General features: G+C 63.6%; 13 protein-coding genes and 1 riboswitch. Of the genes, 4 read left to right on the top strand and 9 right to left on the bottom strand.

Going from position 1 to position 16,329, the window contains the following annotated elements; all coding sequences use genetic code 11:
- Positions 1–37: 37 nt before the first annotated feature.
- The 4 genes from BLJAPNOD_RS03685 to BLJAPNOD_RS03670 all read right to left on the bottom strand — a co-directional run bounded on the left by BLJAPNOD_RS03685 (position 38) and on the right by BLJAPNOD_RS03670 (position 4,312).
- A complete protein-coding gene (locus BLJAPNOD_RS03685; protein ID WP_077500873.1) occupies positions 38–1,276 on the bottom strand; it encodes a multidrug effflux MFS transporter in 1,239 nt (412 codons plus the stop codon).
- Positions 1,273–1,752, bottom strand: a complete 480-nt coding sequence (locus BLJAPNOD_RS03680; RefSeq protein WP_077500874.1) for a MarR family transcriptional regulator — start codon at positions 1,750–1,752, stop codon at positions 1,273–1,275. The genes BLJAPNOD_RS03685 and BLJAPNOD_RS03680 overlap by 4 nt, the downstream gene beginning before the upstream one ends.
- 79 nt (positions 1,753–1,831) lie before the next feature.
- Positions 1,832–3,658 carry an ABC-F family ATP-binding cassette domain-containing protein gene (locus BLJAPNOD_RS03675; protein ID WP_115418943.1) on the bottom strand — a complete coding sequence of 609 codons (1,827 nt, stop codon included), beginning with the start codon at positions 3,656–3,658 and terminating at the stop codon, positions 1,832–1,834.
- Between the two features lie 3 nt (positions 3,659–3,661).
- Positions 3,662–4,312, bottom strand: coding sequence for a thiamine diphosphokinase (locus BLJAPNOD_RS03670; RefSeq protein WP_115421115.1), 651 nt, complete (start codon positions 4,310–4,312; stop codon positions 3,662–3,664).
- Between the two features lie 177 nt (positions 4,313–4,489).
- A riboswitch (TPP riboswitch) is annotated at positions 4,490–4,606 on the top strand.
- Between the two features lie 49 nt (positions 4,607–4,655).
- Between BLJAPNOD_RS03670 and thiB the strand changes: the two genes are divergently transcribed.
- From thiB to BLJAPNOD_RS03650, 4 genes are all read left to right on the top strand, one after another.
- The gene (gene thiB / locus BLJAPNOD_RS03665; RefSeq protein ID WP_115418942.1) at positions 4,656–5,684 is read left to right on the top strand and encodes a thiamine ABC transporter substrate binding subunit; all 1,029 of its coding nucleotides are present in this window, start codon (positions 4,656–4,658) and stop codon (positions 5,682–5,684) included.
- 31 nt (positions 5,685–5,715) lie between these two features.
- Positions 5,716–7,320: a thiamine/thiamine pyrophosphate ABC transporter permease ThiP gene (gene thiP / locus BLJAPNOD_RS03660; protein ID WP_115421114.1), complete on the top strand. Its 1,605-nt coding sequence runs from the start codon at positions 5,716–5,718 to the stop codon at positions 7,318–7,320.
- Positions 7,317–8,033 carry an ATP-binding cassette domain-containing protein gene (locus tag BLJAPNOD_RS03655; RefSeq protein WP_115418941.1) on the top strand — a complete coding sequence of 239 codons (717 nt, stop codon included), beginning with the start codon at positions 7,317–7,319 and terminating at the stop codon, positions 8,031–8,033. The genes thiP and BLJAPNOD_RS03655 overlap by 4 nt, the downstream gene beginning before the upstream one ends.
- A gap of 293 nt (positions 8,034–8,326) precedes the next feature.
- Entirely contained in the window at positions 8,327–9,838 is a 1,512-nt protein-coding gene (locus BLJAPNOD_RS03650) for a M48 family metalloprotease (RefSeq protein ID WP_077500878.1), read from the top strand.
- Positions 9,839–10,017: 179 nt separating this feature from the next.
- Here the strand turns inward: BLJAPNOD_RS03650 and BLJAPNOD_RS03645 are convergent, their stop codons facing one another.
- The 5 genes from BLJAPNOD_RS03645 to BLJAPNOD_RS03625 form a co-directional block, all read right to left on the bottom strand.
- Positions 10,018–10,884, bottom strand: a complete 867-nt coding sequence (locus BLJAPNOD_RS03645) for an RNA polymerase factor sigma-32 (protein WP_077500879.1) — start codon at positions 10,882–10,884, stop codon at positions 10,018–10,020.
- A gap of 348 nt (positions 10,885–11,232) precedes the next feature.
- Complete coding sequence (locus BLJAPNOD_RS03640) at positions 11,233–11,802, bottom strand: CarD family transcriptional regulator (RefSeq protein WP_025425216.1); 570 nt, start codon at positions 11,800–11,802, stop codon at positions 11,233–11,235.
- Between the two features lie 411 nt (positions 11,803–12,213).
- On the bottom strand, positions 12,214–12,552 hold the full coding sequence (fdxA, locus tag BLJAPNOD_RS03635) for a ferredoxin FdxA (RefSeq protein ID WP_025425217.1): 339 nt from the start codon (positions 12,550–12,552) through the stop codon (positions 12,214–12,216).
- Between the two features lie 201 nt (positions 12,553–12,753).
- A complete protein-coding gene (locus BLJAPNOD_RS03630) occupies positions 12,754–13,167 on the bottom strand; it encodes an RNA-binding S4 domain-containing protein (protein ID WP_115418940.1) in 414 nt (137 codons plus the stop codon).
- Positions 13,168–13,174: 7 nt separating this feature from the next.
- Positions 13,175–16,207: a DEAD/DEAH box helicase gene (locus tag BLJAPNOD_RS03625; RefSeq protein ID WP_115418939.1), complete on the bottom strand. Its 3,033-nt coding sequence runs from the start codon at positions 16,205–16,207 to the stop codon at positions 13,175–13,177.
- Positions 16,208–16,329: the final 122 nt, after the last annotated feature.

Here is a 16,329-nt window from a genome sequence, read left to right as displayed (position 1 = left end):
CTTTTTCATGCACGCTGCTATCCGGTCTGAGACGTCGCTATTCGGCCGCTTCCGGCAGGGCACGCTTGCCATCAGTCGGCGCCGCCAACGGCGTCAGGCGGACGGTCCGGCGATACCAGAGATAGCTAAGCACGCAGAGAAGGCCGAAGCTCGGAATGATCGTGCCGAGCGCCAGCACCGGCACGCCGACGATGGCCGCCAAGGCGCCGCCGAGAAGGCCGGCGCCCATCTGGATGAACCCCATCATCGCCGACGCCGTGCCGGCGATATGCGGGAAAGGCGCCATGGCTGCCGTCATCATGTAGGGCATAACGAAGGCGATGCCGAAGGCATAGACGCCGACCGGCGCCATCACCGACAGGAAGCTCGGCTCGAGCGCGTGCATGGTGTAGGCGAGCGCCACGCTGCCGAGCGCGATGAAGCAGAGACCGACAGGCACCAGCGCTTGCGGCGTAAACCGCCGCATCAGCAGCCTTACCGTCACGGTGCCCGAGAAGAAGAAGCCGGATTGCATCAGCATGCCGACGCCGAACTCGGTCGGCGTCAGCCCGACCGTGCCGATCAGCACGAAGGGCAGCATCGTTGCCTGCGCATAGAGTGCGCCGACGGCACCGGCGATCACCAGGGTCGACGACACAAAACGGCTGTCGGTCAAAAGCTCGCGATAGGCGGCAAGGATCGGGCGCAGATGGCCCTTGGCCGGATCGGGCGTCGCCGTTTCCGCCATGAAGAACTGCACGCTGACGCAGGCCATCAGCGCAAAGCCGACCATCAGGAAGAAGATCGACTGCCAGCCGAAGAGGCCGAGCGCCAGCCCGCCGAGCGTCGGCGACACCGCCGGGCCGATCGCCAGCATCATGCCGATCATGTTCATGATCCGAGCTGCCTGCAGGCCGGTGAACTGGTCGCGCACGATGGCGCGCGCAACCGTCATGCCGACGGAGGCGCCGATGCCCTGTACCAGCCGTCCTGCAAGCAGGACCGAGACCGAGGGCGCAAAGGCCGCCATCAGGCTGCCGGCGAGATAGATAGCCATGAAGATCAGCGTCGTGCGCCGGCGGCCGATGACATCGGAAAGCGTGCCTGACACCAGCTGCGCAAAGGCGAAGCCGGCGAAATAGAGCGACAGCGTCATCTTGATCGCTGCCTCGCTGGAGGAGAAGGCGCGCACCAGTTCGGGCATCGCCGGCGTATAGAGCGCCATGGAGACGGGGCCGAGCGCCACCAGGAAGGCGCCGATGATGCTGGTGCGCCGTTCGCTCATGCGGCGCGTCATTGCTTCGCCCCCTTCTCCTTGCCGGCGACGCACGGATCGAGGCGGCGCAGATTTTCACGCAGGATGCGCAGGTTGCCGCAGAGCATCTCGCGCGTCTCCTCGTCGAGACCTGCCGTATAGGCATTCATCATTTCGCGCAGGCCCGCCATCAGCTCGGAAAGCAGCGGATCGGCCTTGTCGGTGATGACGACGTTCTTGGCGCGGCGGTCGGCCGGGTCGGGCATCCGGGCCACCAGCTCCATCGCCTCCAGCCGGTCGAGATAGGCCGACAGCGTCATCGGCTCGATGCCCATGCGCGTGGCGATTTCCGCCTGCTTGATGCCCTCGGTCAGCGCCACCTGGATCAGCGTGCGGGCTTCGCCCGGCGTGATGCCGAGATCCAGCGCATTGACCTTGCGGTCAAAGGCGCCGCGCAAAAGGCGGGAGACATCGGTCAGCAACATGCCGATGGTTTCGGATTCGAGTTTTGTCGGCATCAGGATCGTTCACAAGAGATATAATAAGCTTTCCTTACCATACCCCTTGCCAACTTTCAACGCGGCAAGCCGGCGATGCTCAGCCCTCGAGCTCCTCGCGCAGCATCTCCAGCTCCAGCCATTCCTCCTCCATCTGCGCAAGATCGCCGCGAAGCTTTTCCAGCTCCTGCGCCAGCTTGGCGAAGGTGTTCGGATCCTTGGCAAAGAGGTTGGGATCGGCCATCCGCTCCTCACGCTTGGCGGCCTCGGCTTCCGCCTTGGCGATCTCCTTCGGCAGGTTTTCGAGCGCGAACTTCTGCTTGTAGGAAAGCTTGCCCTTGGCATTCGACGTGTCGGCTATCGGCGCGGCAGCGTCGGACACCTTCGCCTTTTCCGCCTTCTCGGCCTTGCGGCGTTCCTCGATGGCGCCCTTGCGCTGCGCCATCATGTCGGTGTAGCCGCCGGCATATTCGATCCAGCGACCATCAGGCGCTTCCGGATTGCCCGGTGCGATGGTCGAGCTGACGGTGCGGTCGAGGAAGTCACGGTCGTGGCTGACGAGGATGACGGTTCCGGCAAAGCCGGCGACGACTTCCTGCAGCAGGTCGAGCGTTTCGATGTCGAGATCGTTGGTCGGCTCGTCGAGGATCAGCAAGTTGGTGGCACGGGCAAGGATACGCGCCAGCATCAGCCGCGCGCGCTCGCCGCCCGACAGTTCGCGAATGGGTGTGCGCGCCTGCTCGGGCTGGAACAGGAAGTCTTTCATGTAGCCGGTGACATGGCGCTGCTCGCCGTTGACAATCAGGCTCTCGCCGCGGCCGTCGGTGAGGTAATGCGCCAGCGTGTCCTCGAGATTGAGGTCCTCGCGCTTCTGATCGAGCGTCGCCATCTCCAGATTGGTGCCGAGCTTCACCGTTCCGGTGTCCGGCTCGATCTGGCCGGTCAGCATTTTCAACAGCGTGGTCTTGCCGGCACCATTCGGGCCGACGAGGCCGATCCGGTCGCCGCGATGCACGCGGATCGAAAACGGCGCGACGATCGTCCGCTCGCCGTAGATCTTCGTGATCTTTTCCGCCTCGATGACCAGCTTGCCGGATTCCTTGGCGTCGGACGCGCTCGCCTGGACGGAGCCCTGCGGGCCTTTGTGGCCGCGATGGCGCGAACGCATGTCCTGCAATTCGCCGAGACGGCGCATGTTGCGCTTGCGCCTTGCGGTGACACCGTAGCGCAGCCAATGCTCCTCGCGCTCGATCGCCTTGCCGAGTTTGTGCTGTTCCAGCTCTTCGGCCTCCAGCACCTCGTCGCGCCAGGCCTCGAAATGGCCGAAGCCACGATCAAGCCGGCGCGACTGGCCGCGGTCGAGCCAGACGGTCGCGGTCGAAACCTTTTCCAGGAACCGCCGGTCGTGCGAGATCAGCACCAGGGCAGACCGGCTGCGCGTCAACTCGTCTTCGAGCCATTCGATCGTCGGCAGGTCGAGATGGTTGGTCGGCTCGTCGAGCAGGAGGATATCCGGCTCGGGCGCCATCACCCGCGCGAGCGCCGCACGGCGGGCCTCGCCGCCGGAAAGCCGCGCGGGGTCCTCTTCGCCGGTCAGGCCCAGATGCTGCAGCAGATAGGCGACGCGGTAAGGATCGTCGCTCGGACCAAGGCCCGATTCCGCATAGGCCTGCACCGTGTCGTAGCCTTCGAAATCCGGCGCCTGGGGCAGGTAGCGGACCGTCGAGGACGGATGGCGGAAGACTTCGCCCGATTGTGCCTCGGCAAGGCCGGCGGCGATCTTCATCAGCGTCGACTTGCCCGAACCGTTGCGCCCGACAAGGCAGATGCGGTCCCCCGGCTCCACCTGCAGGTTGGCGCCGGCCAGAAGCGGCGTGCCCCCGAAGGTGAGGAAGATATCGTCGAGTTTCAGAATGGGAGGCGCCAAGGCTCAGGCTCCGGAAAGGTCATAGGGGCGAGCGAGAACAATCGCCCGGCCGGTGTCGAGGGAAATGCGAAGGGGACCCTCCGCAACATTGGAAACGGTGCGGGAAGACCCGAACGGCAGCGTGAAATCGGTGAGCGGATAACGCGCATTGACGATCGTAAGCCCGAAGAGATCGGTCAGTCCGAGGATGGAGAACAGGCTGCCCTTCGGCAGATCGATGTCGATCTCGCCTGCAAGCAGCGGATAGGCCTCTTCCTCGCCCGACGTCATGAACACCGGCAAGCCGCGCTCGGACAGCGCAGCCGCCTGAAGCAGGTGCAGGAAGGCATGATCGCTGCGGGATCCTCCGAGCGCACCGGCAAAGATCAAAGCTTCGGCACCGCGCGAAAGCGCCGCTTCCACGGCGATCTCGCCATCGGTCGCCGCCTTGGCGGCGGGGTAGGGCTCGCGCGGAACGCCGGCAAACTCGGCAAGCAGCGCCTCTTCGGTCGAATCGAAATCGCCGACCCAGACATCGGGCGTCACCGCCAGGGTCCGCGCATGCCGCATGCCGCCATCGGCCGCAACGAAGCGGCTGCCTACAAGCTGGCGCGCAAGGCGATCGGTGGGGGTGAGTGCACCGCCGAGCAGAATGGTGAAGGTGGATCGGGCCATGGCAAAGCCCATAGCGCAAAGGCACGGCCAAGGAAAAGCAAGAAAACCGAACAGGGCCGCTATCTGGCGATTTTGCGTTGATGTCATCAGGCTTCGCAGCATTGGCGGGCGTCGGGCTGCTGGATACCGGCGTTCAAACTTCGCTTGCCATCAAACCGTCACGGCGGTAAATCTCTACCCGCTCTAACGGGGTGCCTTCCGACCGCATGCGGCCGAAGGCTGAGAGGCGTTTAACGCCAACCCGCGGAACCTGATCCGGCTCATACCGGCGGAGGGATTAGACGCGATCGGATCGATACGCCCTTTTCCCATGCAACATTATTTTTAGGGAGAGGTGCCTGCCATGTCCAAATCATCGCAACTGAAGTTCCTTAGCCGGCTAGCGCTTGCCGCAACGGCAAGCCTCGTCTTCGCGGCCAATGCCGTAGCCGCCGAAAAGACGCTGACCGTCTACACCTATGAAAGCTTCATCACCGAATGGGGCCCGGGCGCCAAGATCGCCGAAGCCTTTGAAAAGACCTGCGAATGCAAGGTCACCTATGTCGGCGTCGCCGATGGTGTCGAGCTGTTGACCCGTCTGAAGCTCGAGGGTGCCGCCTCCAAGGCCGACATCGTGCTCGGCCTCGATACCAACCTGGTTGCCGAGGCCAAGGCCACCGGTTTCTTCGCGCCGCACGGCATCGAGGCCGAAGGCGTCAAGGTGCCCGGCGATTTCTCAGACGACACCTTCCTTCCCTATGATTACGGCCATTTCGCCGTGGTCTACGACACCCAGGCCCTGAAGACGCCGCCGAAGAGCCTCAAGGACCTGGTCGAAGGCGACCCGTCGCAGAAGATCGTCATCGAGGATCCGCGCACATCGACGCCGGGTCTCGGCCTGCTTCTGTGGGTCAAGACCGTCTATGGCGACGAAGCCGGTGCCGCCTGGGCCAAGCTCAAGGACCGTGTGCTGACCGTGACACCGGGTTGGTCGGAAGCCTATGGCCTCTTCACCAAGGGCGAAGCGCCGATGGTGCTCTCCTACACCACGTCTCCCGCCTACCACATGGTGGCTGAGAACACCGACCGCTACCAGGCGGCCGAATTCTCGGAAGGTCACTACATCCAGATCGAAGTCGCCGGCATGACCAAGAACGCCCAGGAGCCGGAACTTGCCAAGCAGTTTCTCGGCTTCATGACCGGTCCGGAGTTCCAGTCGATCATCCCGACCACCAACTGGATGATGCCGGTCGCCGCCACCAAGGAGCCGCTGCCGGACGCTTTCGGCAAGCTGGTCAATCCGGCAAAAACCTTCCTGCTGCCATCGGAAGAGGTCGCGGCCAACCGCAAGGCCTGGATCGACGAGTGGCTCGCCGCCATGAGCAAGAACTGAAGCGCGCTTGTTCGCGCCAGCCGAAAACAGGATCACCATCACCGCCGGGGCCCTGAGCCTCGGCGGCATCCTGCTGTTTGTCTGCCTGGCGATTGCAGCGCTTCTGTTCCAGAGCGGCGACTTCGGCAATGGCGTACTGTTCGACGCTTATATTTGGCGGGTAACCCGCTTCACATTGCTTCAGGCGAGCCTTTCGACGCTGCTCTCGGTTCTGCTCGCCATCCCGATCGCCCGCGCACTGGCGCGTCGGGCGTGTTTTCCCGGCCGCGTCTGGGTGCTGCGGCTCATGGCCCTGCCGCTCGGCCTTCCTGTTCTGGTCGGTGCCCTCGGGCTGATCGAGATCTGGGGTCGGCAAGGTGTACTCAACGCAGCTCTGGCCGGGCTCGGGCTTAAGCAGCCCATCAGCATCTACGGCCTTTTCGGCATCCTGCTTGCCCACGTCTTCTTCAACATGCCACTGGTCGCGCGCCTCTTCCTTGCCGGGCTGGAGCGCATCCCCTCGGAATACTGGCGGACCGCCGCCAATCTCGGCATGCCGCCGACCGCCCTCTTCCGCTTTGTCGAGTGGCCGGTTCTGCGCGGACTGCTGCCGGGGGCCGCCGGCCTCGTTTTCATGCTCTGCGCCACCAGCTTTACGCTGGTGCTGACGCTCGGTGGCGGGCCTGCCGCCAGCACCATCGAGGTCGCAATCTATCAGGCGCTGCGCTTCGATTTCGATCCGCCGCGGGCGATCGCCCTCTCCGCCCTGCAGATCGTCATGACCGGCGTGCTGCTCTTGGCACTCACGCGTGTTGCGACCGAGCCGGCAGTGAGCGCAACCGGGGGCAAAACCTCGAGACGCTACGATGCAGGAAACGGCCTCTCCCGCGTGTCCGATGCCGGCTGGATCCTGTTCTCGCTCGTCTTTATCGGCGCGCCACTGATTGCCGTCCTCACATCCGGCCTGCGTGCAGACCTGGTGAAACTGGCGGGCGACGCGACCGTGCATCGTGCCCTGATCACCAGCATCGTCATCGCCATCCTCTCGGCATTCCTTTGCGTCACCGTGGCAGCCGCGATGATCCGCGCTGCCGCCACCGTCGCGGCGCGTCGACACGCACCCGCCTTGGCCAGGGCATTTGCCGGCACTGTCGCTGCCAGCACCTCGCTGGTGCTGCTGGTGCCGCCGGTCGTGCTTGGGGCGGGCTGGTTCCTGCTTCTGCGCCCCTTCGGCGACGTCGCCCGTTTCGCCCCCGCCATCGTCGTTGCCATCAATGCGCTGATGGCGCTGCCCTTCGTGCACCGGATTTTGGCCCCGGCGATGGCAACCCACGCCGCCCGCACCGACAGGCTGACGGCCAGCCTCGGCATCCGAGGCTTCCATCGCCTGCGATGGATCGACCTGCCGCCGCTCCGAAAACCCCTGCTGATGGCCTTTTCCTTCGCCATGGCGCTATCCCTCGGCGACCTTGGCGCCGTGGCGCTGTTCGGCTCGCAGGACATGGTAACGCTTCCCTGGCTGCTCTATAGCCGGATGGGCAGCTATCGCACCGCGGATGCTGCCGGGCTGGCGCTGTTCCTCGGCTTGCTCTGCCTGATCTTCACCATGCTCGGCACGGCCGGCGACAGGCGCATGCCGGAAGGACGCAACGCATGAACCCGGAAGGCGCAGTTGAGCTTATTGGAGTCGATATCCGTTACGACGCGACCGAGCTGCACTTCGATTGCGCCATTCAGCCGGGCGGCATCGTCGCGGTTGCCGGCGCGTCAGGCTCCGGAAAATCGACACTGTTTCACGTCATCGCCGGCTTCGAGGAGCCCGATCAAGGCGAGGTCCGCATTCTCGGCAAGACAATGTCGGGGCAGGCACCATCAGAGCGGCCCGTTTCCGTCATCTTCCAGGACAACAACCTGTTTGCACATCTCGACGTCGCCACCAATGTCGGCTTCGGCATCAGCGCCTCGCTTCGCCTGTCGGATGCTGATCGCGCCCGGATAGACGAGGCCCTCCACCGTGTGGGGTTGGATGGCTTCGGCAAGCGCCTGCCGCCGACGCTATCGGGCGGCGAACGTCAGCGTGTGGCACTGGCGCGCGCCCTGGTGCGACATCGCCCGCTGCTTTTGCTGGACGAGCCGTTTGCCGCGCTCGATCCCGGCATGAGGGCTGGCATGCGCGCGCTGCTGCATGACCTGCACGAGCAGGAAAACAACACGATCCTGATGATCACGCACCATCCCGATGACGTGAGGGCGCTGGCCGATAGCGTGCTTTTTCTGGACCAGGGGCGTATCATCGCCCATGATCCGGTCGAACGCTTCCTCGAGCGGCGCGACATGGCGGCGATCAACCGCTTTCTCGGCAACGCGTGATGCGGATTGGAATCGTGCCGTATGCGGCACTTCGCCACAATTTGACCGCCGCGCCATGCGACGCGCGGGTTATCCGGCGCACAAGGTGCGAATATTCGCGCATCCGTTGCCGTGATACCACGGGGCAACTATTTCTGTGGGGGTAAACTAGGCAGGTGGCGCTGAAATAGATACAGCAAGACCTGGGCTGGAATACGCGTGCCGGATCGGACCTATCCGGCTGAAAAAGTAAGATTTTCAACGCCACCGAGTTCCCAAGGTGGAGTGGCGTTGGACGGGAAACGGGCTGCGGCATGGAAAGTCATACAGTCAGAAACGACCGGTTCCCGCCCAGGCGCGGAGGCCTCCGGACACGTGCTGTGGTTGCATTGCTTGCGACAACGCTGCTTTCCGCCTGCCAGTCGGTGATCGAGCAGACCTATGAGCCGACCGTATCGCCGTCCTCCAATCCGCAGATCGTCGACGAAGTCCAGAAGAACGACCCCCGTGCCCAGCTCGGCGCGCGCGAGCACCCGCGCATCGTCGCCAGCTACGGTGGGGAGTACAAGGACGCAAAGACCGAGCGGCTTGTCGCCCGCATCGCCGGCGCGCTGACGGCCGTCTCGGAAAATCCGCAGCAGTCCTATCGCATCACCATTCTCAATTCCCCGGCGATCAATGCCTTTGCGCTGCCCGGCGGCTATCTCTATGTCACCCGCGGCCTGCTAGCACTCGCCAATGACGCGTCCGAAGTTGCAGCCGTGCTGTCGCATGAAATGGCGCACGTCACCGCCAATCACGGCATCGAGCGCCAGCAACGTGAGGAGGCGGAAGTCATCGCCAGCCGCGTCGTCTCCGAAGTGCTGTCCTCGGATCTCGCCGGCAAGCAGGCGCTGGCGCGCGGCAAGCTGCGGCTCGCCGCCTTCTCTCGCAACCAGGAGCTCCAGGCCGACGTCATCGGCGTGCGCATGCTCGGAGAAGCCGGCTACGACCCCTATGCGGCGGCGCGCTTCCTCGATTCGATGGCCGCCTACAGCCGCTTCTCCGCCGTTGATCCGGAAGCCGACCAGAGCCTCGACTTCCTCTCGAGCCACCCGAACGCGCCGCAGCGCGTCGATCTCGCACGCCGGCACGCGCGCGCCTTTGGCGCCGAGGGCACCAGCGGTGACCGCGGGCGCGATTATTATCTCGCCGGCATCGACGGTTTGCTTTACGGCGACAGCCCGCAGGAAGGCTATGTCCGCGGGCAGACCTTCATGCACGGGCAGCTCGGCATCCGCTTCGATGTGCCGCCCGGCTTCCAGATCGACAACAAGGCGGAGGCTGTCCTGGCGACAGGCCCCGGCGACGTGGCGGTCCGCTTCGACGGTATTGCCGACACGGCCCGCAAGAGCCTGACGGACTACATCGCCAGCGGCTGGGTAACAGGCCTGCAGCCCGACACCATCCGCCCGATCAGCGTCAACGGCCTTGAGGCCGCAACGGCACGAGCGTCCGCCGATCGCTGGGATTTCGACGTGACCGTGGTGCGCATCGACAATCGCATCTACCGCTTCCTGACCGCCGTTCCGAAGGGATCGCGCGCGCTGGAGCCGACGGCCAACCAGCTGCGCACGTCGTTCCGCAAGATGACACCAGCTGAAACCCAGTCGCTGAAGCCGCTGCGCATCCGCGTTGCCGTGGTCAAGCCTGGAGAGACGATCGCCACGCTGGCGGCCCGGATGATGGGCACCGACCGCAAGCTCGATCTGTTCCGGCTGATCAACGCCATGCAGGTCACCTCGACGATCAAGCCGGGCGATCGGGTCAAGATCATTTCCGAATAGACGCAGACGGCGCCGCACCCATCTCAGGTTCGACGCCGTCCCATGTCTTTGCCGTCAAGATGCATTTGACCTGCGCAAACTGCCTTTACGCGTTCGCGTCCAGCCGCAATCACGAGCCTTGCCTCTCATGCGCCATCCGTCTCTGACCGAGGGCAGCCTGGAGAATTTCCGGAAGTGCCTCAGTGCACGACGGATGTCAGCGCCGGGGCTTTGGTTGCGAGTGCCGCCCGCAGCTTTTCGAGCGCCCGCGTCTCGATCTGGCGGACCCGCTCCTTGGATATGCCGAGGTCGAGACCGAGTTCTTCCAGCGTGGCCCCCTCTTCCGACAGGCGCCGCGCGCGGATGATCCTCATCTCACGCTCGGTCAGTGCGCCCAAGGCGTCATGCAGCCAGATGCGGGCACGCTCGCCATCGATCATGTCGCTCACCTGTTCGTCAGGCAGAGGTGCGTCGCTTGCGAGAAAGTCGAGGCGCTCTCCACCATCGGAATCCGGGCCACCGACGGGTGCCTGCAATGACGTATCGCTGCCGGACAGGCGGGCATCCATGGTCTGGACGTCGGCAATGCTGACCCCGAGCGCTGCGGCGATTTCCTCATGCATAGCCTGCGATGTGAGCTGGCGATCGCCTTGCGCCAGCCGCGCGCGCAGCCGACGAAGATTGAAGAACAGTGCCTTTTGCGCCGAACTGGTGCCGCCGCGAACGATCGACCAGTTGCGCAGCACGTAATCCTGCATCGAGGCGCGGATCCACCAGGTGGCATAGGTCGAGAAACGGACCTCACGGCTTGGCTCGAAGCGCGCGGCGGCCTCGAGCAGGCCTATATGCCCCTCCTGGACGAGGTCGCCCATCGGCAGTCCGAAATTGCGGAACTTTGCCGCCATGGAGATGACCAGCCGCATATGCGACATGGCGATCTTGTTGCGGGCGTCCTGATCGTGATCGTTGCGCCAGGCCTTTGCCAATGCGTGCTCTTCTTCACGCTCGAGATAAGGTGCCTCCATCGCAATCTTGATCATGCGCCTGTCTGCTGTGAGAGTCCTCATCGATCGCTCCATGGCGGGCGCCTGGACGCCGCTAACGGGTGAAGTCCAAGGGCCGGACGGGGAAACCCGACCGGCGCCGGCGGCGGCTGGTGCGACGACACCGAAACTTGAAGAAACGGTGAGGCGCCCTACTTCCAAACTACGAAGCTGAATTCTGACAGAAGATCACGGAACCCAGATCGCCCCGGCAGGAAGGCGGCGCATCCCTGCCGGCTTCGGTAAATGCGCGTCGACGCAAAAAGTTCCCTCGGCCGGACAAGAAAGCTGCGAGCAAAAAACGCTGAGAACGAAAAAGCCCGGCGCGATGGCCGGGCTTTGTCTTGTCGTGGTGGAAAGGGCTGGCGCTCTTTAAGCTGCCTCGTCCTGTGCGTCGTCTTCTTCGATCGCCTTGCCGCGCTTCGGACCCTTGTTAAGATTGGCTTCGACGAGGCGAACCGCCTCCGTCTCGGACATCTTGTTCACGGCCGCGATTTCGCGCGCCATGCGGTCGAGCGCAGCTTCATAGAGCTGGCGTTCGGAATAGGACTGTTCCGGCTGGTTTTCCGCGCGGTAGAGATCGCGCACAACCTCTGCGATCGAGATCAGATCGCCGGAGTTGATCTTGGCATCGTATTCCTGTGCGCGGCGCGACCACATGGTCCGCTTCACGCGAGCCTTGCCCTGCACAACCTTCAACGCGCGATCGACGAAATCGGTCTCCGAGAGCTTGCGCATGCCGATGCTGACGGCCTTGGCGACCGGCACCTTCAGGCGCATCTTGTCCTTTTCGAAATCGATGACAAAAAGCTCAAGCTTCATGCCGGCAACTTCCTGCTCCTCGATAGCAACAATCTGTCCGACGCCATGGGCCGGATAGACAATCGATTCACCGGTCTTGAAGCCGTGGCGTGTCGAAGATTTTTTCTGCTGGGTCGTCATTCGTTTCAAAAACTCCCTGTTTCGCACCCGGCCATTGTTGGCCGGGGCCGGGTCAGTGAGGCCCGGGATGACGGAGGTACCGCCGGGTGGGTCCATCCTGGTCCGTCCAAAGAAACGCAAACAATCCCATCAAACGCGGTCACAATAGAGAAACGCAACGGTGCGTATCTGGAAAAGCCGCGCTGTGGAGATCGTTTGCTTTCGTGAGGTTTTCGGGCGCGCAAAAACACCCTCTGTGGATCAGTAGAAGGACCCTATCACAAAAAACTGCGGAAATCAATAATTTGCTGCATGGCAGCCATCAAGCCGCCATTCTCGCATCTGCGAGGGCGGAGCTCGATTTTCCCCAGATTTGACGCCGGGGCCGTCTTGGTTCCGTCCGCCCCGATGAACGGACCGGAACCGGACGCCTCAGTCGCCCTGGCCTGGTTCGGCGGAGAAGTACTTCTCGTACTTGCCTTCGACCCCGTCCATTTCCTTGGCTTCCGGCATCGCATCGCGCTTGATGGTGACGTTCGGCCATTTGGTGGCAAAATCAGCGTTCACTTTCAACCACATATCAAGGCCCGGCTCGGTATCCGGCTTGATCGCCTCGGCAGGACATTCCGGCTCGCAGACGCCGCAATCGATGCATTCGTCGGGATGAATGACGAGAAAGTTCTCGCCTTCGTAGAAGCAGTCCACCGGGCAGACTTCAACGCAATCCATGTACTTGCAGCGAATGCAATTGTCGGTCACGACATACGTCATGAGGTACTCCAGCCAATGCTCACGTTTGATGGCAGACGGCAATCAATGGTGATGCTCATGTCCGCGCATGCTAGGAATGTCCGGCGCGCATAGCTGCCGAAGCAGAACCAATGCACCCAACGTGGGTTGTCAGGTAAAGGCTTTATGGACCCTTTGCAAGAATATTCAATGCGCGAAACGCCGCGCTGAAGGCAGAGTTTTCTAATCGTCGAGCGGATTGAAACCGGGCTTCAGCCGATCGATTTCGCGCCGCTCTTTCTTGGTGGGGCGCCCGGCCCCGGGTTCGCGCGTCGCGAGGTCGAAAGCCGACAGCTTTTCCCGCGGCTGCGCCGGCGTCAGGTCCTCGTAGAGAAGCCGCGCCTGCTCGTAAGGACCTCGTCGTTCACCGGGCAGAAGCACGCGCACGATCACGTCGCGCCGCTCAAGAGACAGGGCGAGCACATCTCCAGCCTTCACCTGGAAGGCGGATTGTTTGACCCGTTCGTCGTTGACAGTGACATGCCCCGACTCGATCGCCTTCTGGGCGAGCGAGCGGGACTTCATCAGACGCGTGAAGAACAGCCATTTGTCGAGACGCTGGCGCGATGCCGGGTTGGACGCTGACTGTTTCTCCATGGCAGTCCTACTTCTTCATCTGCTCCTTGAGAGCAGCAAGCTTGGCAAAGGGCGAATCCGGATCGATCGGCTTCTCCTTGCGCGGCGGGCGGGCCTCGAACTTGGCCGCATTGGGCTTGCCGCCGCGATCGTGACGATCGTGGCGATCCTGCCGCTGGCCACCCTCGGGCTTGCCGTCGTGGCGTTTGCCGCGGGCAGGCGCACCGCCCTTGCGGCCGCCTTCGCGTCCCTCGCCCTGGCCGTGTCCTTGACCCTGGCCTTGGCCCTGACGCGGACCGCCACCACGGCGCTGATCGCCCTGAGGACGGCCACCTTGGCGTTGGTTGTCCTGGCGGGTGCCGGGACGCCAGAGGAGTACCGGCTTGGCTTCGACAGCCTCGGCACCCTCTTCCGCAGGCGCCTGAGCAGCAACCGCTTCGCCTTCGACGGCCGCAGGCTCGGCAGAGGCAGATGCCTCTGCTTCGGCCGCAGGCTCGGCGTCGGCACTTGCATCCGCATCGTCGTGATCGGCGGCCGCTTCGGCAACCGGCTCGACCTGAGTGGCGGCAGTGGCGACAGCGCCGCCCTGGCCTGCCAGGAACGCGGCTGCGTCTTCGGCCTTCACGCTGTCGGCGCGATAGCCAAGACCCTTGAGGATTTCTTCCATGTCGTCAGGCGTCGCGCCTAGAATGGAGAGCATGGAGGTCGTCGCGGTAAAGCGACGGCCGTCATAGGCCCCTTCCGGACGCGGCTGCGCCCCCGGCTTCCACTGCAGCAACGGACGGATGAGATCCGCCAGGCGCTCGAGGATGTCGATGCGAACGGCGCGTTTGCCGAGGAAACGGAAGCCTGCAAGCTTGTAGAAGGTGCGCTCGAACGAGGGATCGGTGACAACCGACGTGCGGCCTGCGGCCAGCATCGGGATCAGATCGCCGTAGCCGGCCTTGTCGAGGCCGTCGTTCTTCAACGCCCAGAGCAGGGTGATCAGCTCGGCCGGAGCCGGCTTCAACAGAGCGGGCAGGAAGATGTGGTAGGCGCCGAAGCGGACACCGTACTTGCGGATCGAAGCGCGACCGTCCTGATCCAGCGACTTCACCTCTTCGGCGACGTCGCGGCGGAACAGCACACCGAGATTTTCGACGAGCTGGAAGGCCAGCCCCTTGGCAAGGCCTTCGAGATCCTCGGCGCGCGAGATATCGTCGAGCGGCTTCAGCACCGTGCCGATATGATGGTTCACGAAGCGCTCGATACGGGCGACGACATGCTCGCGCGCATTGGCCTGCAGCTGCTCATCGGCAAGCAGGATGACGCGCGGACGCATGACGTGGTCGCTGGCGGTCAGCCGCGCCACGGGATCGCCGAGCCAACGCACGAGGCCGTCGGACGACAGCGCAAGGTCGCCATTGCCGGAGGCGTGCAGACGCGCCGCACGCGCTTCGAACTCGAGCGCCAGCGCCTTCTGCGCAGCACCCTGCACAGCCTTGGCGTCCGGTCCGTCTCCGCCGGTCGCCAGCGTAAACCGGAAACCGGTTAGTTGTCCTACGTGATGGCCTTCAACGAAGACGTCACCATTCACACTGATTTCAGCTTCCAGCATAGCATTCTCTCTCAGGCGCTTCATGAGCACAGATGTCCTGCGATCAACAAAGCGTTTCGTCAACCGTTCATGTAGTGCGTCGGACAATCGATCTTCAATTTCCCGCGTCTTTTCTTGCCAGTGTGTCGGATCGGCAAGCCATCCGGGCCGGTTCGACACATAGGTCCAAGTTCTGATCTGCGCGATTCGCGCCGAAAGTGTGTCGATCTCGCCATCGGTAAAATCCGCACGTCGGACCTGTTCTGCCATGAAATCCTCGTTCACGGCACCCCGACGGACAACATCGATGTAGATCGTGGAGATCAGATCGGCGTGTTGAGCCGGTGTAATGCGGCGATAATCCGGCAATGCGCAGACTTCCCACAATTTCTCCACACGGTCCGGTGTGGTCGCGAGATCCATCACTTCGGGATAGCGGGACAAATGTTCGAGCGCCTGCTGATCCACCGCAGGTAGTGCGCGCGCAAGCCCCGGAATTGTCGGCGCGGCGTCCAGGCTGCGCTTCAGGGCGGCAAGCGACGCATAATCGAAAGCCTTGGTGCGCCATTGCAGCACCTTGAGCGGATCGAATTCATGCGCCTCGATGCGGTGCACCAGTTCGTTGTCGAACGGATCGACCCGGCCGGTGACGCCAAAGGTACCATCGCGCAGATGCCGCCCGGCGCGTCCGGCGATCTGCGCCAGCTCGGCCGGATTGAGGTTTCGGAACTGGTAGCCGTCGAACTTGCGGTCCTGCGCAAAGGCGACATGGTCGACATCGAGGTTCAGGCCCATGCCGATCGCATCGGTCGCCACCAGAAATTCGACGTCGCCTTCCTGGTAGAGCGCGACCTGGGCGTTGCGCGTGCGCGGCGACAGCGCCCCGAGCACGACGGCAGCACCGCCGCGCTGGCGGCGGATCAGCTCGGCGATCGCATAGACCTCGTCGGCCGAAAAGGCGACGATCGCCGTGCGAGGCGGCAGGCGGGTGATCTTCTTCGACCCGGCATAGAGCAGTTGCGACATGCGCGGGCGCTCGACGACGGTGATGCCCGGCAACAGCTGCTCGAGGATCGGCCGCATCGTTGCAGCCCCGAGCAGCAACGTCTCGCCGCGACCGCGCAGATAGAGCAGCCGGTCGGTGAAGATGTGGCCACGCTCGAGATCGCCGGCAAGCTGCACTTCGTCGATCGCGACGAAGGACGCCGTCGTCTCGCGCGGCATCGCCTCGACGGTGCAGACCGAATAGCGGGCGCGGTGCGGGGTGATCTTTTCCTCGCCGGTGATCAGCGCGACGTTGTGATGACCGACCTTTTCGACCAGGCGTGTATAGACCTCGCGCGCCAAGAGGCGCAGCGGCAGCCCGATGACGCCGCTGTCGTGCGCGATCATGCGCTCGATCGCATAATGCGTCTTGCCGGTATTGGTTGGCCCGAGCACCGCGGTGACACCGCGGCCGCTCAGGATCATGGGGTGAACGGACACGTCATCGATCCCGGGCAGTCAGAAACATAAAGAGGCGCCTTTACGCGCCGGCGGCAAACACATGCCCACGCACCGCAGCAAACGCAAGGGGCGCAGGCAACTAAAACAGTTTCCCGGCAAAC

Origin of the sequence: Ensifer sp. M14 (assembly GCF_003355565.1) — a bacterium.
Lineage (GTDB): Bacteria > Pseudomonadota > Alphaproteobacteria > Rhizobiales > Rhizobiaceae > Ensifer.
This window is presented reverse-complemented; position numbering and strand designations above follow the sequence as displayed.